The sequence below is a fragment of the Actinophytocola sp. genome, assembly GCF_036378875.1.
Taxonomy (GTDB): domain Bacteria; phylum Actinomycetota; class Actinomycetes; order Mycobacteriales; family Pseudonocardiaceae; genus Actinophytocola.
Genome location: NZ_DASUVO010000009.1, coordinates 10,140 through 31,884, shown reverse-complemented (window position 1 = coordinate 31,884; position 21,745 = coordinate 10,140). Strand labels below are relative to the sequence as shown.

Below are 21,745 nucleotides of genomic sequence, written 5' to 3'. Positions count from 1 at the left end.
GTCAGTGTGCCCCCGCGGCCGACTGGAACGCCGCGACGTAGTCGTCGGCGGCGATCGGCGCCCGCAGCAGTTCCGGGGTGAGCGCGAACCCGTCCGCGAGTGCCTCGGCGTGCGGCAGGATCTGCTCGCACAGCAGGTCGAGCGTCATCGGCAGTTCCTCGACCTGGAACGCGGTCAGCAAGCCCTTCGCCAGGTACCACCCGGCGTCGCGGTTGATCTCGGTCAGCGCGTAGAGCGCGCCGAGCAGCCGCAGCCCGGTCGCCGCGTCGGGGTCCACCGCGGCCTCGACGGCGGCGTGGAACTCCTCGACGGCCATCCGCACCCCACGCGTGCGTGCCATCGCGAGCGCGGTGTTCATGGTGTCGTTCCACGACTCCAGGTATGTCCGGTCGACCGTGTCGTCGTGCATGACCGCCCTGGCCGACTCCCGCAACGTGCGTTCGCGGTACGCCAGCAGGGCGCGGTTGTGCGCGAGGTCGAGAATGTCGTGCCCACGTGGCGGCGACGGCGCCGGCTCGGTCTCCGCCGCCGCGATGAGCTGCACGGCCGTGGTCGCCAGCAGCACCTGGTTGTCGCCCTCCGCGGTGACGAGCCCCTGCAGCAGCGACACGTAGTCGGCGATGCGGTTGACGCTGAACATGCCCTGCGCACCGCACCGCTCCCGCATCGACGTGATCACGTCGGTCATCTGCCACGTCGTCGTGGTCTTCGTGACGGCGATGAGGGCGTTCAGTTCGTTGTCCACCACCCCGTTCGCCGCGACGAAGGCCCGCTTGCCGCGGTTGAGCAGGAACGACATCGCGTACGTCGTGGCGAGCGCGGTGAAGAGCGCGCGCTGGTGGCTGCGGTAGCCGATGACCGGCATCTCCCGGCGTCCCGGTGCGTTGACCATCCGCTGCGTCGCGTACCGCAGCGCGATGTACACGCTGGCGCGGCCCGCGCCGACCGCCGACGACGACACGCACAGCCGGCCGGGCTGGATGCGGCTCATCGTGCGGAGGAAGCGCTTGCGCGCGTTGCCGGTGGTCGGGCGGAACTCACCGTCGGGGGTGAACTCGCCCATGTCGCCGAGCAGCAGGCTGCGGCGCGGCAGCGTCACGCCGTCGAACCACGTCAGGCCGTTGTCCAGGCCCTGCACGGGTTTCTCCGGGCACGGCGCGGCGTGCACACCCGCGCACAACCCCTTCTCGTCGCTGATCCGCACCAGGAACGGGTACACGCCGTGGTCCGTCCCATCGGCCCGTAGCCGGGCCAGGACGACCGCTGTCTTCGGGACGTCGGTGAAACCGCTGTAGGACATGTACTTCCGTGCGAGCGGGTCCGGCGTGTGCAGCGTGAACGTGCCGGCGGCGCGGTCGTACACAGCTTCGGTGCGCAGTGCCGCGACGTTGTTGCCGTAACCCAACTCGGTGGCCATGTACGGTCCGAACGCGGCCAGCGAGTCCAGCCCGTCGACGAGGTCGGCGAGATCGGCGCGGTCGGCCCCGTGGTCGTGGATGGTGCCGAAGCAGAGGTTGTAGTGGACCATCAGCAGTGAGAACACCGAGACGTCCAGCAGCGACGGCCACTCCGCCAGCGCGAAGAGCCGCAGCGGGTCGGTGAGCACCTCGGTGGGCCGGCCGAGCCGGCCGTGCAGGTGCCTGGACCGCTCGTAGGCCAGCCGGCCGGCCTCCGGGAGCGTGAGGCCGGAGCGGGCGTCGAAGAGCGGGTCGAACAGACTGTCCCGGATGTCGGCGTGCACGTCCTCGAAGGTGCCGTCGTACACGAGCCGGATGAGATCGGCCCTCGTCCGATCGAGCGTGCCGGACACCCCTGCCGGCGCGGTGGCGATGGTCATCGGAGATCCTTTGCTGAGTCAGGAAGCGAGCACCAGGCTGACGTTCTGGCCGCCGAAGCCGAACGAGTTGCTCACCGCGACGTCTACAGTGGACTTGCGGGCGGCCTTGTTGACGACGTCGATGTCGAGCCCCGGCTCCGGATCGGTCAGGTTCGCGGTCGGCGGGATGAGCGCGTCCCGAACAGCGAGCGCGGTGTAGGCGGCCTCGACGGAAGCGCCGGCACCGAGCAGGTGGCCGGTCACGCCCTTGGTCGAGGTGACCTGCGCGTCCTGGCTGAGCAGGTCGCGGATCACCGCGGCCTCCGTGGTGTCGTTGGCCTGCGTCGACGTGCCGTGGGCGTTGACGTGCCGGATCTCTCGCCCGGAGACCTCCGCGTCGGCGAGCGCGGCGGCCATCGCGAGCCGGGCACCGAGCCCTTTCGGGTGGGGCTGCGTCACGTGGTGCGCGTCGGCCGACGCGCCGTAGCCGATCACCTTCGCGACGGGCCGGGCCCCGCGGGCCCGCGCGTGCGCCTCGGACTCGAGCACCATCACCCCGGCGCCCTCACCGAGGACGAACCCGTCCCGCGCGGAGTCGAACGGTCGTGACGCGGTCGCCGGGTCCGGGTTGCGCGACAGCGCCCGCATCCGTGCGAACGACGCGACGTACAGCGGACTGATCGGCGCCTCGGCACCGCCGGCGATGACGATGTCCGCGGCGCCCAGCCGCAGCAGGTCCCTGCCGATCCCGATCGCGGACGCTCCGGACGCGCACGCCGTGCACGGCGCGAGGCACGGCCCGTTGGCGCCGAACGCGATCGCCACCTGCCCGGCCGCCATGTTGAGCAGCCCCATCGGGAGGGTCTGCGGGGAGATGTCGGCCGGACCGTCGGACAGGAGCGTCCTGTGCTGCTCCTCCAACGTCAGCGTGCCGCCCGCGCCGGAACCGATCACGACGGCGACGCGGGTACCGTCCCACTCCGTTGTGGACAGTCCGGCGGCGCGCAGCGCCTCATGGGCCGCGAGCATCGCGAAGGTCGTGTACCGGTCCCACTGCCGGGCACCCCGCAGGCCGTGCTCCTTCGCGTCGAACGCCGGGACGCGGCAGGAGATGCGCACCGGCAGGTGCTCGAGCGCCGGGTCGACGGCGGCGGCGGTCTCGCCGTCCACCACGCGCGCCCAGTTGTCGGCGACGCCGATCCCCGCCGGTGTCACCAGCCCGATGCCGGTGATGGCGGCGGCGAAGGGTGCCATCAGACCGCCACGCCCTTCCCGACCATCTTCTCGGACAGGCTGTTGACCACGTCGCCGACGGTCGACATCTCGGCCAGCTCGTCGTCGGTGATCTCCACGGCGAACTTCTTCTTGATCGCCGTGCCGAGCTCGATCTGGGAAAGCGAGTCGAGGTCGATGTCGTCGAAGGTGGCGGTCAGCGTGATCGCGTCCGGCTCGGTCTCGAAACGGTTGACGAGCAGTTCGGTAATGGCGCCGATGGCATCGAAGTTCTCGCTCATTGTCTTCCTCACAATTCGATGGGTTTGTTCTCAACGAAAGCTGTCGGCCACGATCTTCGGCCAGACCAGGGTGGTCGCACCCCACGACAGCCCGGCGCCGAACGCCGCGAGCAGGACCCGGTCACCGGGACGAAGGTCGCCGCGTGCCGCGTATTCGGTGAGCAGCAGGGGAATGGACGCGGACAGAGTGTTGCCGACCTTGTCGATGTTGACCGCGACGCGCTCGCCAGGCAGTTCGAGCTCTTCCGCGACAGCCGCCACGATGCGTGCGTTGGCCTGGTGCCCGACGAACCAGGCGACGTCGCCGACCTGCCAGCCGGCCCGTGCGAGCGCGATCCTCGACGACGCCGTCATGCGCTCCACGGCCTGGGTGTACAGCGGCCGGCCGGACATGTGCAGGTACCAGTCGGCGGTCGGGACCGTGTCCGTGCCGAGCCCGCATGCCGCGCGCTGCCGCGAGCCACCGGCCGGGATCGCCAACAGATCGGCCTTCGCGCCGTCACTGCCGAGGTCGAACGGGCCGATCGCACCCATCTCGTCCGGCTGTCCGGCCCGCAGCACGACCGCGCCACCGCCGTCTCCGAAGATCGGCGCGGTGTTGCGGTCAGCCGGGTTCACCAGCGTGGTGAACGCCTCCGCGCCGATGAAGAGCACGCTGCCGGCCACACCCGAGGCGATGAGCCCCGCGGATGTCGCCAGCCCGTACAGGAACCCGGAACACGCGGAGGTGAGGTCGAACGCGGCCACCGTGTCGAGGCCGAGCAGGTGGGAAACCTCCGGTGCCACGGCGGGACAGAGCCGATCCGCTGACGTGGTGGCCACCACCACCGCGTCGGTGCGCGACTCGCCGGCCGACTTGAGCGCCCGCGCCCCTGCCTCGACCGCTATGTCGCGAGTGGACAGTCCACCCGTGACCATCCGCCGCTCCTGGATCCCGGTCCGAGTCCTGATCCACTCGTCGGAGGTGTCGAGCGTCCCGCACAGGTCGTCGTTGGTGACAACGGTTGGGGGCAGCCAACCTCCGAGGCCGGTGATTACCGCAGCCATGAAGATCCTTTCGCAACGTGCGAGCCGGTGTTCGGCCCACATGATTCTCATGGCATGGGTGGGGGGACTCAACTGACCCTTCGTCCAATTCGGGGGGACGAAAGGACACTGCCGAAAGAACATGGTCGAAAGGACAATATGAACAATACGGTTACTGCTCATAGTGTCCGCTGCTGTGACCATGCTGCTGTCCGGGCTCGACCGGCTGCTTCCCGCGGGTCGGGTGCTCACCGATCCCGACGCCGTCGCCGCCTACGCCCACGACGAGGCCGCGGACGCCCCGTACGCCACACCGGTCGCGGTGGTGCGGCCGACCACCGCGACCGAGGTCGCGGCCGTGGTCGAACACTGTGTGGCGGAGGGTGTCCCGATCGTCGCCCGCGGCGCGGGCACCGGTCTGTCCGGCGGGGCGAACGCCGTGCCGGGCGGCGTGATCGTGTCGTTCGAGGCGATGAACCAAATCCTGGCGATCGACGATGGCGAGCGGCTCGCGCGGGTCCAGCCCGGTGTCGTCAACGACGACCTGCGCGCCGCGTGCGCCGCACACGGCCTGTGGTACCCGCCGGACCCGTCGAGCTCGCCGTGGTCGACGATCGGCGGCAACGTCGCCACCAACGCGGGTGGGCCGTGTTGTGTCAAGTACGGCGTCACCCGTGACTACGTGCTGGGTATGGAGGTCGTGACCGGCGCGGGAGACGTCGTGCGCCTCGGTCGGGGCACGGCCAAGAGCTCCGCGGGGTACGACCTGGCCGGGCTGATGGTCGGCTCCGAGGGCACGCTCGGCCTCATCACCGAGGTCACCGTGCGGTTGCGCGGCGCCCGCGCGCCGGAACGCACGGTCGTCGGCTGCTTCGACGACCTGCCCGGTGCGGGCCGGGCGGTCGCCGAGGTGATGGCGTCCGGAGTGGAGCCGAGCGCGCTGGAGCTGGTCGACCGGTTCTGCTTGCGCGCGGTGGACGACTGGAAGAACATGGGCCTGACGGCGGAGGGCAACGTGCTGCTCCTGGCACGCTGCGACGCGCGTGGCGCCGTGGGTGACGCGGATGCCGAGGTCGTGCTGGCGGCGTTCGACGCGGCCGGCGCGACGTGGAGTGCCCGTTCGACCGACGAGGCGGAGGCCGACGCCCTGTTCGCCGCACGGCGTCTGGTGTATCCGGCGTTGGTACGGCTGGGGTCGGTGCTCACCGAGGACATCTGCGTGCCGCGCACGGTCGTCACGACGGTGCTCGCGCGCATCGAGGCCATCGCCGCCGAACACGACGTGCACATCGCCTGTCTCGCCCACGCCGGGGACGGCAACCTGCATCCGATGGTGGTGGTCCCACCGGGCGACGAGGGCACACGGCAACGGGGTGCGATCGCCTTCGAACGGATCGTGGACCTGGCCGTGGACGTCGGTGGCACCGTCACCGGCGAGCACGGTGTCGGCCTGCTGAAGATGCGGGGGCTCGCCAGGGAGCTGAGCCCCGCCGTGCGCGCTATGCACCGCGCGGTCAAGAAAGCGTTCGATCCTGCCGGGATCCTCAACCCCGGCAAGGTTTTCCCGGTGGACGAATGATCAACTCGCGAGGGGACGGTGTGATGGGTGGTCACTTGGGCATCCTGGCGACGGGTGCGCGGCTGCCAGTTCGTGTGGTGACGAACGAGGAACTCGCCGGCCCGCTCGGTGTCAGCCCGGACTGGATCGAAGACCGTACCGGCGTCCGCGAGCGTCGCAGAGCCGCGGCCGGCGAGGCGACATCCGACCTGGCCACCGCGGCCGCGCGCCGGGCACTGGCCGCCGCGGGTGTCGACGCCCGCGACGTCGGCCTGATCATCGTGGGAACGTCCACACCGGACATGCCGCTCCCGGCGACCGCGTGCCAGGTGCAGGCGAACCTCGGCGCGTGCGGCGCGTGCGCGATGGACATCGACGCGGTGTGCACCGGGTTCGTGTACGCGCTCGACGTGGCGCACAAGATGATGCGCTGCGACCCGTCGTTGAGGTACGCACTCGTGATCGGCGGGGACACCTACTCCCGCATCCTCGACTACCGTGACCGCAGGACCTGCGTTCTCTTCGGCGACGGCGCCGGCGCCGTCGTGCTCGGCAGGTCCGAACACGCCGCCCGTGTCGAGTACACGAAGCTTGGCAGCGACGGCACGAAGAACGACTACGTCAACATCCCCGGTGGCGGCAGTCGGCGACCGTCCAGTGTGGAGGGTGTGAACGCCGGGGAGCAGTTCTTCAAGATGAACGGAAAGCTGGTGCGGGAGTTCGTCTCGGAACACCTGCCCGCGATGGTCGACGACGTGCTGGCCGGCCGCGACCTCACGGTGTCGGACATCGACCTTTTCGTGCCGCACCAGGCGAACGGCCGGGTGCTCGAGGACGTGTCCAAGGAGATGGGTTTCCTGCCGGAGCAACTGGCCGTGACCGTGGACCGGTACGGCAACACCGGCGCGGCGTCCATCCCGATCACCCTCGACGACGCGGTCAACGCGGGCCGCGCCAAAGCGGGTGACCGGGTGCTCCTCGCCGGGCTGGGTGGTGGCATGACCTGGGGAACCGTGCTGCTGACCTGGTGAGCGAGCCGGTCGTGACGGTGTTCTGGTCCTGTCGAGCCCGCCGCGAACCTGCCGCGCCAGTCCGGCTGAACTGAACCGCGTGGCCGCCGAGCCACACGTCGGGGGGATGTCGATGACCGACCTGGCCAATGCCAGTCCGCTCACGGCCGCGCAGCAGCGGCTGTGGTTCCTGATGCAGGCAGACCCCCACACGGTCGCCTACAACCTCTCCGTGGGGCTGCGCGTGCGCGGCCCGCTGGACGTGGCGCGGCTGGAGAACGCGCTGAACGCCGTGATCGCGCGGCACGACTCGTTGCGGACCGTCTTCGAGACGGTGCGGGGAGTCCCGTGTCAGCGGGTGCTCGCCGCGAAGCCGCGGCATATGTCCATTATGGACGCCGATGAGGCGGAGCTGGACGCCGTGTTGCGCGGGCTGGCCCGCGTCCCGTTCGACATCACCGCGGAGGTCGTCCGGCTCGCGCTCGTCCGGCTGGGCGCCGAGCACCACGTGTTGCTTGTCTCGTTGCACCACCTCGTCGCCGACGGCTGGTCGTCGCGGCTGTTCGTCCGCGATCTCGAAACCGCCTATCGAGAGGGACTCGTCACGGGCGCTCCGCCGGCGACGACGCTGGTGGAGTGCGCGGCACACGAACGCGACGCGCGGCTCGACCACGAGGCGGAGGACTTCTGGCGCCGGCACCTGGAAGGCGCGCCGCTGGAGTCCCGCATCCCCGGCAGCACGGTGCCGCGGCACGCCAACGAGTCCGCTGGCGCGCGTGTGCCGTTCGAGTGGCCCGAGTACACCTCGCGGCGGATGAAGGACCTGGCGGCCTCGGTCGGCGCACGGCCGTTCGCCTTCCTCGTCGCGGTGGTGCAGGTGCTGGTGTCGCGGCTGGCCGCGCAGGACGACGTCGTCGTCGCCGCGCCGATGGCCAACCGCACCAGGCCGGAGACGCGGACCGTCGTGGGGATGTTCGTCAACACGGTGCCGCTGCGCGCCGCGTTCCCCGAGGGGCTCACGTTCCGCGAGCACCTGCGCAACGTGCACGAGGTGGTCGAGGACGCGAAGCGCCACCAGCACGTCCCGTTCGACCGCATCCTCGACCGGCTCGGCATCACCAGAGACGAGGGGGTGCAGCCGCTGTGCCAGGTGATGGTCAACCTGCTCGGCGCGCCGATGCCCGCGCCTGTCATGGCGGGGCTGTCCACCGAGGTGCTCGGGCAGGTCGACACTGGCGCCGCCCAGTACGACCTCGGGCTGCACCTGGAGACACCGCGTGGAGAGGGCCTGCGGGGCTGGATCGAGTACCGGACCTCGCGCTACGACGAGGAGTGGGCGCGGTTGATCGTCGACCGCCTGCACGTGCTGGTCGAGTCCGCGCTCGCCGACCCCGACCAGCCGGTGGCGCTGCTGGACGTGCTGCCCGACGGTGAACGCGCGCGGCTCGCGGCCTTCACCGACGTGCCGGGTCCGGAGCACGGCGACAAGCGGCTGCACGACTTCGTGCTCGAGCAGGCCGAGCGGAGGCCGCACGCCCCGGCGGTGCGGGACGAGGACGGCGAGCTGACCTACGCCGAGTTGGTCGCGAAGGCGCGAACTCTGAGTGCCGAGCTGCGCGGTCACGGCGTAGGCCCCGACGTCGTGGTCGGCGTGTGCGGTGACCGGTCGGTGCGGCTCGTGGTCGCGCTGCTTGGTGTGCTGCTGGCCGACGGCGCGTACCTCCCGCTCGACCCGCACCAACCCGTCCGCCGCATCGCCGACATCCTCGGCGAGGCCCGCCCCGCGGTGCTGCTCGCCGAGGGGGCGCGGGCCGACCGCCTGCGGGCCGCGGCTCCCGACGCGCCGATCCTGCCGCTGGTGGGCGCCGGCACCGGCGGGGACGCGGATGGCGGCGGCGGAACCGGTGACGACCTGGCCTACGTCATCTACACCTCCGGATCCACCGGGCGACCCAAGGGCGTCGCCGTGCCGCACAAGGGAATCGTGAACCGACTGGTGTGGATGCAGTCGCGCTACGGCCTCGGCCACGACGACACGGTGCTGCAGAAGACGCCCGCCACGTTCGACGTCTCGGTCTGGGAGTTCTTCTGGCCGCTGATGGTCGGCGCCACCCTCGTCATGGCGCGGCCCGAGGGTCACAAGGACCCCGAGTACCTCGCCGGGGTGATCCGGCGGGAGTCCGTCACCACTGTGCACTTCGTCCCCTCGATGCTGGCCGCCTTCGTCGAGGAGCCGGCGCTGTCGCGGTGCGACTCGCTGCGCCGGGTGATCTGCAGCGGCGAGGCGCTGCCGTCCGCGCTGGTGGCCAGGTTCCGCACAGTCAACCGCGCCGAGGTGCACAACCTGTACGGGCCGACCGAGGCATCGGTCGACGTCACGCACTGGACGTGTCGCGACGACGACACCGCCCCCGTGGTGCCGATCGGCAGGCCGGTCGCCAACACCGTGCTGCGCGTGCTGGACGCCGCGGGCGGGCTCGCGCCGATCGGCACGCCTGGCGAGCTGCACATCGGCGGCGTCCAGCTCGCCCGCGGTTACCTGGGGCGGCCGGACCTGACCGCGGAGCGGTTCGTCGAAACCGCGGATGGTCGGCTCTACCGCACGGGCGACCTGGCCCGCTGGACTCCGCAGGGCTACCTGGAGTTCCTCGGCCGCATCGACCACCAGGTCAAGCTGCGCGGCCTGCGGATCGAGCTGGGCGAGATCGAGGCGGTGCTGGTGGAGCACTCCGACGTCCAGGAGGCGGTGGTCGTGCTGCGCGAGGACGTCGGCCCGAGCCCGAAGCTGGTGTGCTACGTCGTGTCCGCGGCGGACACGCCGGAGCTGCGCGGCCACCTGGCCGAGCGGCTGCCCGAGTACATGGTGCCGTCGCTGTTCGTGCCGATGGCCGCGATGCCGCTCACGAGCAGCGGCAAACTCGACCGCAAGGCCCTGCCGAAGCCCGAGGTCCGCCGACGCGGGGAACCCGCGACCGAGCCGCTGTCGGAGCGGGCGCTGGTGCTGCGCGAGGTGTGGGCCGAGGTGCTGCGCACGGACGCGGGGTCGCTGTCGGCGGAGGACAACTTCTTCGAGCGCGGCGGCGACTCCCTCCAGTCGATCAGGGTCCGCGCGCTGCTGCGCGAACGCGGACTGGACATCGACGTGCCGGAGATGTTCCGGAACCAGCGGTTGGCGGCCATGGCGGCGAAGACCCGCCCCCTCGTGGTGTCGCGGGAGAACGCCGCGGTGCTCGCCCGGCCCGAGGTGCTGCCGGACGACGTCGTTGACGCGTACCCGCTTTCGGCGCTCCAGGCCGGGATGATCTTCCACAGTGAGTACGAGCGGGACGCCGCTGTCTACCAGGTCACCTTTCTGTTGCACCTGCGGATGCCGTTCGACGAGAAGGTGTTCCAGGACACCGTGGACGCGCTGGTGCGGCAGCACGACATTCTGCGCACGCGGTTCGATCTGGCCGCCGCCGAGGGCGCGTTCCAGTACGTGCGGGGCTCGGCGGAGCTGCCGGTGTCGGTGCGGGACCTGCGCGGGCTGCCTGCCGACGAGCAGGAGCGCAGGGCCTCGGAGGTCTTCGACACCGAACAGTGCGCGCCGTTCGACCTGACCGCGCCGCCGCTGGTGCGCCTCGTCGTGCTGCGCCGGTCCGACGAGGTGCTCGACCTCGTGGTCTCGTTCCACGACTCGGTCTTCGACGGGTGGAGCGCCGCCACGTTCCTGACGGAGCTGTTCAGCGGCTACCTCGACCGGCTCGGCGGGATCGAACCCGGTGCGGGGGAGCGGGCGGTGCGCTACCGCGACTTCATCGTCGAGGAGCAGATCGCGCTGGCCGCCCCCGAGTCCGAGCGGTTCTGGGTCGACCGGCTCAAGGGCGCGGTGTTCCTGCGCCTGCCACGCCGCTCGCCCGCGCCCGACCGGCCGAGCCGCAGCATCGACCTGCCCGTCCAGGTTCCCACCGACCTGGTGGCGAGGATCAGGGACCTGGCGAACGACCTCGGCGTCTCGACCAAAGCCGTGCTGCTCGGCTCGCACGTCGCCGCGCTCGCGCGGGCGACCGGGATCAGCGACGTGCTCACCGGTCTCGTCAGCGGCGGCAGGCCCGAACGGGTCGGTGCCGAGCGGGTGCTCGGCCAGTTCCTGAACACCGCGCCGCTGCGCGTGGAGGTGACGGGAACCTGGGCGCAGTTCGTGCGGTCGGTGTTCGACGCCGAGACCGACCTCTTCGAGCACCGCCGTTACCCCGTGGTCGCGCTGCAGCGCAAGCACCGCGGCAGGCCGCTGTTCGAGACGGCGTTCAACTACATCCACTTTCACGTCTACCAGGAGATTGTGGACCGGCCGGAGCTGACATACCTGGACGGCCGGTTCACCGACCCGTTCCACTTCCCGCTCACGGTCAACGCGCGGGTGCATCCGCTCACCGGGGAGTTGGCGATCGTCGCGAACTACGCCACCGGCGAGCTGGCGGAGTCGCAGGCGCTTGCCTTCGCGCACGACATGGTCGACGCGTTGCGCCTGATGACGGCGGCGCCGGAGTCCCGGTGCGAGGAGTGGACCTGTGTCACGCCGGACACGTCGGCGGCAGCCGAGCCGGTCGAAGCAGGCAGCCGTGTCAGCGGAGCCCACGGCCCGACGTCGCACGAGATGGCCTCGCACGACACGACGCCGTTGGAGCGTGAGCTGCTCGACGTGTGGGTGTCGGTGCTGGGGATGGACGGCATCGACGTGCACGACGACTTCTTCGACCTGGGCGGTGACTCGATCCTGAGCATCCAGGTCTGCGCCCGCGCCAGGCGGCTCGGTCACGGCATCAGGCCGAAGGACCTGTTCGATCACCCGACGGTGCGGGAACTGTCCGCGCACCTCGAGCACAGCGGTGGGACGACGGGTGGGTTCGCGGTCACCCGAGGGCCCGTGCCCGCGACGCCGCAGCAGCTGTTCGTGCTGGCGGGCGACGATCGTGACTGGGACAACGTATCGCTTGTGGCAGACCTGCGTGCGCCGCTGGAGCCCACTGTCCTCGAGCACGCGGTCGCAGCGGTGCTGGCGCGGCACGAGTCGCTGCGCACAGCGCTCGAACAGCGCCAGGACGGCACCTGCTGGCAGGAGGTCCAGGACATCGCCGACGCCGTGTGGACGCACGACGAGCCGGACTTCGACACGTGGCTGGCGCGGCTGCACCGGTCGCTGCGGCTGGCCGAGGGACGGGTGTTCCGCGTGGGGCAGCACTCGGGCAGGCTCGTGCTCGTCGCGCACCACGCGGTCGCCGACGCGGCGTCGTTGCAGATCGTGCTGGCGGATCTGCTCGAGGCGTGCCTCGGCGGGGTCAGCCGGCTCGGCGCGGGTGTCCCGGTGGCGGTGTTGGCCGACGCGGGCCCGCCGTCCGACCAGGAGGTGTGGCGCGGCCTGCTGACCCGCGGGAACGCGGTGGCGTTTGGCGGTTCGGCCGCGGGCACGCGGGCGGACGAGCGAGTCGTCGAGGCCGCGCTCGGCGTCGAGGCGACCACGGCACTCGTGGATCTCGCCCGGGACACCCGACTCAGTCCCGTGCACCTGCTGCTGGCCGCGACGGGGACGGCGCTCGGCGGGCAGGCCGTCACCGTGGACGTGATGACCGGTGGCCGCGGCAGGCCGGAGCTCGCCGAAGCGGTGGGCTGCCTCGCCGCTCCGGTGCCGGCCACGATCCCGGCCGACGGCGACGCGGTCGAGCGCGCCCGGCGGGTGAAGGACGCCGTGAACGCGGATCCGCGCGGATACCTGGCACTGCGGGCCGCGGAGCCCGGCGTCGGCTTCCCGGACGTGCTGGTCAACTACCTCGGCCGGTTCGAGCAGGCGCTGCCCGACCCGCTGGTCGCGGTGCGGGCGGACACCGACGGGGACCGGGCGCCGCGTCGCCCCCGCTCGCACGTGCTGGAGATCGTCGCGCTGATCGTGGACGGCTCGCTGCGCCTGCGGGCCCTGCACCCGGAGGCCGAGGGGACGCGGGTCCGCGCCATCCTCGGCGCCCTGGTGGCCGAGCTGTGCGCGATCGCCGCGCTGGACGCTGCCGGGAGCGCGCCGAGGGCCGAGGACTTCCCGCTCGCGGGCCTGTCCCAAGCCGGTCTCGACAACCTGATCGCGCAGCTCGAGGGGAAGGCCCGGTGAACGTCGAGGACATCTACCCGCTGCTGCCGGGTCAGGTCGGGATGCTGGTCCGCACCCTGCGCTCACCGGGCAGCGGCGTCTACATCGAACAGCGCTCGTGCACCGTCGAGGGCGCGCTGGACGTCGACCTGCTGCGTGAGTCGTGGCGGCTGCTGGTCGACCACCATCCGGCGCTGCGCACCAGCGTGCACTGGGAAGGCGTCGACCAGCCGGTCCAGGTCGTGCACCGCACCGCGGAGCCCGAGGTGCGGGTGCTCGACGCAGGGGAGGACCGCGCGGAGGTGACACGGCGCGACTCCCGCGAGGGCTTCGCGCTGGACCGGGCGCCCCTGTTCCGCCTCACCGTGCTGCCTGAGGCCCCCGGCCGCTGGTACCTGCTGTGGACCATGCACCACGTGATACTCGACGGCTGGTCGGCCACGATCCTGCTCCAGGAGTTCTTCGCGGTGTACGCCGAGTTGGCCGAGGGCGGCGTGCCCCGACTCGCGCCCCGGCCGCACCCGGGGACCATCGTGCGGAACGCGCTGGAGGCCGACCTCACCGAGTCGCGTTCCTTCTGGACCGAACACCTGGCGGGAGTGGGCGCCGTCGAACCGATTCGCCTGGCCGGCGCGGGCGGTCGGCACGGCTACGAACGCGCCGACCGGCCGCTGCCCGGTCGGATCACCGACGCGGTGAAGGACTTCGCGGCACGGCATCGGACCACCCCGGCCGCGGTGTACTTCGCCGCCTGGCAGCTCCAGCTCGGGGCCTTCGGCGACGACGACCTCGTGACCGGGGTCGTCTCCTCCGGGCGCAACTCCGCGTTCGTGGGCGCGGACCGCGCGGTCGGCCTGCTGCTCAACACGCTCCCGGTGCGCACGAGGATCGACAGGGACGCGCCGGTGACGACCTTCCTCCGGGTGTGCCACGAGGCGATGTCGGCCTGTGCGGAGCACGACCGCGTGCCGCTGATCACCCTGCACGAGTGGTGTGACCGACCGGCCGACCAGCCGTGGTTCCAGGCGCTGTTCGTCGTGCAGAACTTCCCGTTCGACCGAAAGATGCTGGCGGAACGGGAGAACTGGCGGATCTCGGACCTCGACTTCGTGGAGACCACCGACGTGCCGCTGTCCATGATGATCGTGCCCGGTGGACGCATCGGGGACGACGGCGTGGTCTACCTGTCCTACGACACCGCGTATGTGGGGCCCACCGCGGCGACCGACGTCATCGCCGACTACCGGCGCGTGCTGGAGTGGCTGCTGACCGAACCCGGGGAATCGTTGCGCGACACCATGCCGCGCTTGGCGGTACGCGGGCAGCGGGAGGTCCGTGCCGCCCGCGGGACGGGTGCGGAGACATCGCTCACCACCAGGACCGAGCGGGTCCTGGCCGACATCTGGTCGGAGCTGCTCGGGGTGCGGGTCACCTCGGCACACGCGAACTTCTTCGCGATCGGCGGGCAGTCGCTGATGGCCATGCGGGTGGCGTCGAAGGTGCGCGAGCGACTCCGTGTGCCCCTGCCGGTCGAGGTGGTCTTCGCCGCGCCGGTGCTGGCGGACTGCGCGGCACGCGTGGACGAGGTGCGTGTCGGTACCGCGCCCGCCGTCCCGAGGACCGAACCGGTCGGCGAGCACAACGGTCTGCCCGCGTACGGGCTTTCCCCCGCCCAGCAACGGCTCTGGTTCCTCGATGAGCTGTTCCCCGACAGCGGGGCCTACCTGGTGTCCGCGGCCGTGCGGATCGACGGGCCGCTGGACCTGGCCCTGCTGTGTGACGCGGTGACCGCGCTTGTCATGCGGCACGAGGTTCTGCGCACCACCTTCCCGGAGGTCGACGGCACGCCCCGGGCGGTCGTCCACCCCGTTCCCGACGTGCGGTGGGACGTGCGGGACGTGTCCGAGGAGGACCTGCCGGCGCTGCTGTCTGACGAGGCATGCCGCCGCTTCGACCTCAGCGTGGAGCCCGCGTTGCGCGTCACGTGCTGTCGGCTCGCGCCGGCCCGCGCGGTCGTGCAGCTGTGCCTGCACCACCTCGTCGCGGACGAGTGGTCGATGAAGGTCATGCTGGACGACCTGGTGGAGCTGTACGAAGCGGCGGCGCAGCGGCGGCCGGCCGACCTGGTCGAGCTGACCCACAGGTACGTGGACTACGCGCGCTACCAATGGGAAAGGCCCTTCGGGGACGATGACGCGGAGTACTGGCGCACCGCGCTCGACGGTGTCGCGGCCGATGTGGCGCTGCCGGGCAGGCGGACCCGTCCGGCCAGGCCGACGTTCAGGGGTGCCGACGTCGGGTTCAGCGTCGACGAGACCGATGTGAAGCGGCTGCTCGACGTGGCGGAGGAACGCGGGACGACGTTGTTCGCGGTGCTCGCCGTCGCCGTGTCCGTCGTGCTCGCGGCACGGTCAGGCGCACGGCGGTTCGCGTTGGGCACACCGGTCGCCCAGCGCCCGGAGCCGGAGTTCGAACCGCTGGTGGGACTCATGGTCGACACGGTGCCGTTCGCGGTGGACGTGGACCCGCGCGGTGGCGTCGCCGAGTTGGTCGACGAGGTCGCCGCGTCCGTCGTGGGCGCGCTGGCCCACGCCGGCACGGGATTCGACCGCATCGTGGAGGCGCTGCCCGACAGCCGGGCGTCCTCGGGCAACCCGCTGTTCCAGGTGCTCGTGGCGCTGCACGAGATGCTGCCACCCGCGCACACCATGCACGGCCTCGAGCTGAACTGGCTGGACGTGGCGGGGCGAAGCGCCCAGTTCGACCTGTGCGTCCGCGCGCGAGTCGAGGACGGCGCGGTGCGGGGGAGCGTCGAGTACGCGCTCGACCTGTACGACGCCGACACAGTGGTCGGGTTCACCGCGGACCTCGTGGCAGTGCTGGAGGCGTTGCCGGACCGGCTCGATTCCCGGATCGACGCGCTGAGCCGGTTCGACCCGGTGCGGGCCCGGGTTCCGGATGTCGTGACGGCACCGGCCGTGCTGGTTCCCGCCGACGCGCTGCGCGCGGCGTGGCAAGAGGTGCTCGGTGTGGACGAGGTATTCGACGGCGACGACTTCTTCTCGTTGGGCGGCGACTCCATCAGCCTCGTCCGGGTGCGGTCCCGGCTGGCGGCGGCCGGATACCACGTGCCGCTGGATGTGCTCTACGCCAACCCCCGGTTCGGCGACCTCGGCGACGCCGTGCCCACCGAGCCGACTGTGCCTGATGTTCGCTCCGCAAGCTCCGCGAAACCCGTCGGCCTTCCGCCGCCGACCGGTACACAGTGCCGGATGCTGGACGAAGCGGACCGCGAGTCCGCGGACGCGACCTACGTCGTCTCGGCGGACTACGAGGCCGACGTGCCCTACGAGCCGGAGGTCCTGCGGCGGGTGCTGGCCGACGTGACGGCCCGTCACCCCGCGCTGCGCACCGGGTTCCGGCGCGACGCGCTGGGCTCGTGGAGCCAGCAGGTGGCTGCCGACGTGGCACCGGCGTTCACCACGCGGGAACTCACACCCGAGCGGTACGACCTCTGGTGGGCCGCCGAGCGCTACCGGGGATTCGACGTCGGCGAGCCGGGTCTCATCCGCTGGCACCTGGTTCGAACGGGCACCGACCGCGTCCGGTTCGGTGTGGTGGTCCACCACGCGATCATCGACGGGATGTCGCTGTCGTCGCTGCTCGCGCAGATACTCGAGCGGTACGGCACACGGCTGCGCGGCACGGAACCGGAAGCCCTCGCCGTGGACAAAACCTACCCGGAGTTCGTCGAGTCAGCCCGCCAGGAGGCACGGCTGCCCCAGGCGCTCCCGTTCTGGCGGGACGAGCTGGCGTCGGCGGTGCCGCAACGGGTTCCGCTGATCGCCTCTCCCGGGGACGGCGGGCGCAGCGAGGCCGTGGACCACGTGCTGCCCCCCGACCTGGTCGCCCGGCTGACCGCGCTGGCCAGGGCAGAGCACGTGTCCACCAGGCTGCTGCTGCTCGCCGCGCACATCAGCGTGGTCACGCCACCGTCCATCGGGAACTCGCCCTACGTGGCGACCGGTCTCGTGCTGCACGGGCGGACCGAAGACGTGCCATACGACGCGGTGGGCAACTTCCTCAACGTGGTGCCGCTGGTGCTTCGCGAACAGCCGACGACCTGGCGGCGACTCGTGCGTGCCGTCCAGGTGGCCGAGGCGGGAGTCCTGCCGCACCTGGGCTGCCCGTTCCCCGACATCCAGCGAGCGCTGGGCATCCGGGAGCCCTTCACCGCCCTGTTCAACTTCGTGCACTTCCAGCACGCCGCGCCCACCGGGCAGCGGTTCGGCGTGCGGTTGCGGTCCGGGCGCGACCCGTTCCCGCAGCCGGTCGCGGCGCACTTCCGCGTGGACCCGCTCGACGGCACGACCGTGCTCGCCCTGCACACTCGATCGGGTTGCCTACCGGCGGGCGGCGCCGAATCGTTGGCCCGGCAGTACTTCCGGGCGTTCACCGACCTTCTCGCCGACCCGGAGGCGGCGCCGTGGTGACCGGGCAGACCGTCCACGAGCGGGTGGCCGGGTTGGCCGAGGCCATGCCGGACCACATCGCACTGGTGTGGGAGGACGGCGAGCTGAGCTACCGCGGGCTGGTTTCCGAGGCGGCCAGGCTCGCGCACCTGCTGGTCCGCAGGGGGGTGGGGCGGGACAGCGTGGTGGGCATCTCCGCTGGCAGCGGCCCGCGGCTGGTGATCGCGCAGTTGGCGATCCTCCAGTCCGGCGCGGCGTACCTGCCGCTGGATCCGGGGAGTCCCCCTCAACACAACGACTTCCTGGTCTCCGACGGTGGGTGCTCCCTCGTGCTTGCCGACCAGGCGGAGTCGGCGCCGGGCCGCTCCACCGAGGTGATCGTGCTCGACGACGTGCGCGACGAACTGGCCGGACTGCCGTCGGTCCCACCGGACACGGGTGCGCACGGCGCGGATCTCGCCTACGTGCTCTACACGTCGGGGTCGACCGGCCGGCCGAAGGGGGTGCGGGTCGAGCACCGCTCGGTGCTCACCCTGGTGGACGGCGGGTTCGCGCTGGCGGATCGGGACCAGGTGTACTGCGCCATCGCGGCGCCGACGTTCGACGCGGCCACGTTCGAGGTGTGGGGTTGCCTCGGCGCCGGCGGCAGGCTCGTCGTGCCGAAGCCGGGGTTGCTGGATCCGTACCGGATCGCCGACCTCGTCACGCGCTTCGGTGTCACCGTGCTCTACCTGAGCAAGGGCCTGTTCAACGTCGTCGTGGACACCGCCCTCGACGGCCTCACCGGCCTGCGTCAACTGATCGTCGGCGGGGACGTGCTCTCACACCGCCACGTGCGGACCGCGCTGCGGGCACTGCCGGGCACGACGATCAGCAACGGCTACGGACCCACCGAGGCCACCACCTTCACCTTGGTGCACCGCAGGATCACCGAGGCCGACACCGAGGGACCGGTGCCGATCGGACGGCCTTTGCGGGGCGTGTACGTGCACGTGCTGGACGATGACCTGTGCCCGGTCACCGACGGCCAGGAGGGCGAGCTGGTCATCGGGGGCGGTGGGGTCGCCCGTGGGTACACCGACGCCGAGCAGACCGCGGCGCGGTTCCTGCCCGACCCGCTCGTGCCGGGCGCCACGGCGGTCGTCTACCGCACCGGCGACCGAGTGCGGCGACGGCCGGACGGCGTGGTGGAGTTCCTCGGCCGCGGCGACAACCAGGTCAAGATCCGCGGCTTCCGTGTCGAACTCGACGCCGTGGAGGCGGCACTGCTGGAGGCGCCCGGGGTGCGGCAGGCGTGCTGTGCGGTGCACACGGATCCCGCCGGCGAGAAGTGGATCACGGGATACATCGTCCCGCACCGGCCGGGGACCGAGGACACCGTGCGCGCACACCTGCGTGATCGACTGCCCGCCTACATGATCCCCACATGGTTCGTGGAACTGGACCGGCTGCCGTTGGCAAGCAACGGCAAGGTGGACCGCCGCGCACTGCCGCCGCCGAACCCGGGTGTCGGTGATCGATGACCCAGTCCGAGCGAGAAGTGTCGCTGTGGCGCCTTTCTCCGCTGGTGGCGGGCGCGTTCGCGATCGGGGTCGACGCGTCCGTGCTGTCCGGGATCCTGCTGGAGGTCAGCGAGGGCCTGCACGCCGAGCCGGGCGCGGTCGGGCAGGTCCTCGCCGTGTTCCCGCTGACGTACGCGATCGCGGCGCCGCTCGTCGCGACCCTCGTGAGCGGCCAGTCGCAGCGCCGGATCAGCATGGCAGGCCTGCTGCTGTTCGCGTTGGGCAACCTCGTGGCCGCGTCGGGCACGATCACGCTGCTCGGCGTCGGCCGGTTCGTCGCCGCGCTCGGCGCGTGCGCCTACCTGCCCAACGCCACGGCCACCGCCGCGGCCTCGGCACCGGAACGTCGCAGTGGGCGCGCGGTCTCGTTGGTGCTGTCGGGTGTCACCGCGGCCACCGTGCTCGGGGTGCCAGCGGGGATCTACCTGGCCGCGCTCGTGGGCTGGCGGTGGGTGCTGATCTCCATCGCGGTGCTCGGGCTCGTGTCCGCGCTGGCGCAGCAGGCCACCGGGGGACTGGCGAACCCGAGGCCCACCCCCGTGCCGGTCAGGGACCGGCTGCGGCTCCTGGGCGACCGCACCCTGCTCGGCGCGCTCGCGCTGACGGTGGTCGTGGTCACCGGTGAGTTCGTCGTGCACTCCTACCTGGCGGTGGTCGTCGACGAGAACGTCGGCGCGGGGACCGGCGTCCTTGCCTTGGCGCTGACCGTGTTCGGCGCCAGCACGCTGGTCGGCACCATCAGCGGGGGAGTGCTGTCGGACCGGTTCCACTGGCGGCCCCTGCTGCTGGTGACCGTCACGGCGGTCGGCGCGATCCTGGTCGCCCTGCCGCTGGCCGACGGGCTGGTCGCCACGCTGGTCCTGCTGTCGCTGTGGGGGATGGTCGGGTGGACGATCGTCCCGACACAGCTCCACCGGCTCTTCGCCGTGCACCCCACCGAGGGGTCGGTGGTCGCCTCGCTCAACTCGTCGTCGGTGTTCCTCGGAGTCGCGCTGGGCGGGCTGGTGGGGTCGTGGGCCGTCGACGGCCACGGCATCGTGGTCCTGTGCCTGGTCGCCGCCGCCGTCGTGTGGTGCGCCCTGTTCTTCCTGCTCCCTGTCCGATCCGGCGCTGTGAGGACGGCATGACCGAACCGCATGAACTGACCGCCGTCGAGCAGGCCGCGGCCATCCGCGCCCGTGAGCTGAGCCCGGTCGAACTCGCCCGGCACTACCTGGCTCGGATCGACAAGTTCGACCACCAGATCGGGGCGTTCGCCGCGGTCGCGCGCGACGCGGCCATCAACGCGGCGGTCGACGCCGAACGCGCCATCGCGGAAGGCGTCGACGTGCCGCCGTTGCACGGGGTCTGCACCGCCATCAAGGACCTGAACTTCGTCGCGGGCATGCCCGCCGCGTTCGGTTCGGCGGCGTTCCCCGGCTTCGTCCCGGACTTCGACGACAACGTGACCACACTGGTCCGGCGCGCGAACATGGTGATCCTGGGCAAGACCACCACCGCCGAACTGGGCGCGGCCTGCTACACCGAGACCGCCGTCGCGCCGCCCGCGCGCACACCCTGGGACACCACGAGGTCCGCGGGCGGGTCCAGCGGCGGTGCCGGGGCCGCGGTCGCCACCGGCCTGGTGTCGCTCGCGCACGGCAGCGACAGCGCGGGTTCCGTCCGCATCCCCGCCAGCGTGTGCGGCCTGGTGGGCCTGAAGCCGTCACGGGGCCGGATCAGCTCGGGCCCGCTCAGCGGCGAGACCACCGGGCTGTTCGCCAACGGCGTCCTGGCTAGGACGGTGTTGGACGCGGCGACGATGCTGGACGCGCTCGCCGTACCCATGCCGGGTGACCCGTTCGCGCTGCCCGCGGAACCCGGCTTCGCCGACCGGGCCAGGAACTTCCGCGGGCGCCTGAGGATCGCGAGGTTCGCGACGCCGGTGATCCCCGACGTGGTGGTGGACGGCGAGTGCCTGGAGGCTTGGGAGGCGACCTCCCGGGTCCTGGAAGCGTTGGGGCACCACGTGGAGGACATCCCGAACCCGTTCCCGCCGGACGTGCGGGCGGTCTTCCGCACGCTGTTCTCCACCGGGGCGGCGACGATCCCGTTGGAGCCCGCGCAGGTGGGCGCGCTCCAACCGTTCACGGCGTGGCTGCGCGAGCAGGGCGAGCAGCTTTCCGCCGTACAGCTGACCAGGGCCGTCACGGCCGCGCAGCAGATCTCGCGCCGGGTGGCCGTCGCCCTGGCGGACTACGACGCGGTCCTCACGCCGACGCTCGCCCAGCCCCCGGCCCCGGTCGGACACTTCCGCGCGCTGGCGACTCCCGAGGAGGAGTTCGACGAGCAGGCGAGGTTCAACCCGTTCACCCCGCTCTACAACCTGACCGGTCAACCCGCGATCACCGTGCCCGCGCACTGGTCCCGGGACGGCCTGCCGATCGGGGTCATGGTGGCGGCGAAGCAGCGCCAGGAGGCGACACTGCTGGGATTGGCGCACCAGTTGGAAGAGGAACTGAACTGGCACATGCGCAGGCCCCCGACGTGGTGAGCCCGACGACACGGTAGCACTGCATCGCGGACGCGTCGTTCGAGGAACTCGAATCCCGACCACTGAATATGGCAATGACCAAATTACTTCGAGTTCCGTCGAGTGAGATCCCGGATTCAACAGCAAATGAATGTCCATG

General features: G+C 71.4%; 11 protein-coding genes. 7 read left to right on the top strand and 4 right to left on the bottom strand.

Annotation, left to right across the window (positions count from 1 at the left end; all coding sequences use genetic code 11):
• Position 1: 1 nt before the first annotated feature.
• The 4 genes from VF106_RS02910 to VF106_RS02895 are packed head-to-tail and all read right to left on the bottom strand — an operon-like array spanning position 2 to position 4,377.
• Positions 2 to 1,837, bottom strand: a complete 1,836-nt coding sequence (locus VF106_RS02910; protein WP_330837964.1) for an acyl-CoA dehydrogenase family protein — start codon at positions 1,835 to 1,837, stop codon at positions 2 to 4.
• 18 nt (positions 1,838 to 1,855) lie between these two features.
• Positions 1,856 to 3,070 (bottom strand): beta-ketoacyl-[acyl-carrier-protein] synthase family protein, encoded by a 1,215-nt coding sequence (locus tag VF106_RS02905; protein ID WP_330837963.1) that lies wholly within the window; start codon positions 3,068 to 3,070, stop codon positions 1,856 to 1,858.
• Positions 3,070 to 3,330 carry an acyl carrier protein gene (locus VF106_RS02900; protein ID WP_330837962.1) on the bottom strand — a complete coding sequence of 87 codons (261 nt, stop codon included), beginning with the start codon at positions 3,328 to 3,330 and terminating at the stop codon, positions 3,070 to 3,072. The genes VF106_RS02905 and VF106_RS02900 overlap by 1 nt, the downstream gene beginning before the upstream one ends.
• A 30-nt stretch (positions 3,331 to 3,360) precedes the next feature.
• Positions 3,361 to 4,377, bottom strand: a complete 1,017-nt coding sequence (locus VF106_RS02895) for a beta-ketoacyl-ACP synthase III (protein ID WP_330837961.1) — start codon at positions 4,375 to 4,377, stop codon at positions 3,361 to 3,363.
• 181 nt (positions 4,378 to 4,558) lie between these two features.
• Between VF106_RS02895 and VF106_RS02890 the strand changes: the two genes are divergently transcribed.
• From VF106_RS02890 to VF106_RS02860, 7 genes are all read left to right on the top strand, one after another.
• On the top strand, positions 4,559 to 5,935 hold the full coding sequence (locus VF106_RS02890; protein ID WP_330837974.1) for an FAD-binding oxidoreductase: 1,377 nt from the start codon (positions 4,559 to 4,561) through the stop codon (positions 5,933 to 5,935).
• 23 nt (positions 5,936 to 5,958) lie between these two features.
• Positions 5,959 to 6,945, top strand: coding sequence for a 3-oxoacyl-ACP synthase III family protein (locus VF106_RS02885; protein ID WP_330837960.1), 987 nt, complete (start codon positions 5,959 to 5,961; stop codon positions 6,943 to 6,945).
• Between the two features lie 79 nt (positions 6,946 to 7,024).
• Complete coding sequence (locus tag VF106_RS02880; protein ID WP_330837959.1) at positions 7,025 to 13,060, top strand: non-ribosomal peptide synthetase; 6,036 nt, start codon at positions 7,025 to 7,027, stop codon at positions 13,058 to 13,060.
• Positions 13,057 to 17,532 (top strand): condensation domain-containing protein, encoded by a 4,476-nt coding sequence (locus VF106_RS02875; RefSeq protein WP_330837958.1) that lies wholly within the window; start codon positions 13,057 to 13,059, stop codon positions 17,530 to 17,532. Before VF106_RS02880 ends, VF106_RS02875 begins: the two co-directional genes overlap by 4 nt.
• Positions 17,526 to 19,034, top strand: coding sequence for an amino acid adenylation domain-containing protein (locus VF106_RS02870; RefSeq protein WP_330837957.1), 1,509 nt, complete (start codon positions 17,526 to 17,528; stop codon positions 19,032 to 19,034). The genes VF106_RS02875 and VF106_RS02870 overlap by 7 nt, the downstream gene beginning before the upstream one ends.
• Entirely contained in the window at positions 19,031 to 20,200 is a 1,170-nt protein-coding gene (locus VF106_RS02865) for an MFS transporter (protein ID WP_330837956.1), read from the top strand. The genes VF106_RS02870 and VF106_RS02865 overlap by 4 nt, the downstream gene beginning before the upstream one ends.
• Entirely contained in the window at positions 20,197 to 21,606 is a 1,410-nt protein-coding gene (locus VF106_RS02860; protein WP_330837955.1) for an amidase, read from the top strand. The genes VF106_RS02865 and VF106_RS02860 overlap by 4 nt, the downstream gene beginning before the upstream one ends.
• Positions 21,607 to 21,745 lie beyond the last annotated feature (139 nt).

Excerpts from the sequence above, each read along its gene's own strand:
- VF106_RS02865 (WP_330837956.1), top strand. The coding sequence starts at position 19,031 with ATGACCCAGTCCGAGCGAGAAGTGTCGCTGTGGCGCCTTTCTCCGCTG.
- VF106_RS02890 (WP_330837974.1), top strand. The coding sequence starts at position 4,559 with ATGCTGCTGTCCGGGCTCGACCGGCTGCTTCCCGCGGGTCGGGTGCTC.
- VF106_RS02885 (WP_330837960.1), top strand. The coding sequence starts at position 5,959 with ATGGGTGGTCACTTGGGCATCCTGGCGACGGGTGCGCGGCTGCCAGTT.
- VF106_RS02900 (WP_330837962.1), bottom strand. The coding sequence starts at position 3,330 with ATGAGCGAGAACTTCGATGCCATCGGCGCCATTACCGAACTGCTCGTC.
- VF106_RS02910 (WP_330837964.1), bottom strand. The coding sequence starts at position 1,837 with ATGACCATCGCCACCGCGCCGGCAGGGGTGTCCGGCACGCTCGATCGG.
- VF106_RS02860 (WP_330837955.1), top strand. The coding sequence starts at position 20,197 with ATGACCGAACCGCATGAACTGACCGCCGTCGAGCAGGCCGCGGCCATC.
- VF106_RS02895 (WP_330837961.1), bottom strand. The coding sequence starts at position 4,377 with ATGGCTGCGGTAATCACCGGCCTCGGAGGTTGGCTGCCCCCAACCGTT.
- VF106_RS02905 (WP_330837963.1), bottom strand. The coding sequence starts at position 3,070 with ATGGCACCCTTCGCCGCCGCCATCACCGGCATCGGGCTGGTGACACCG.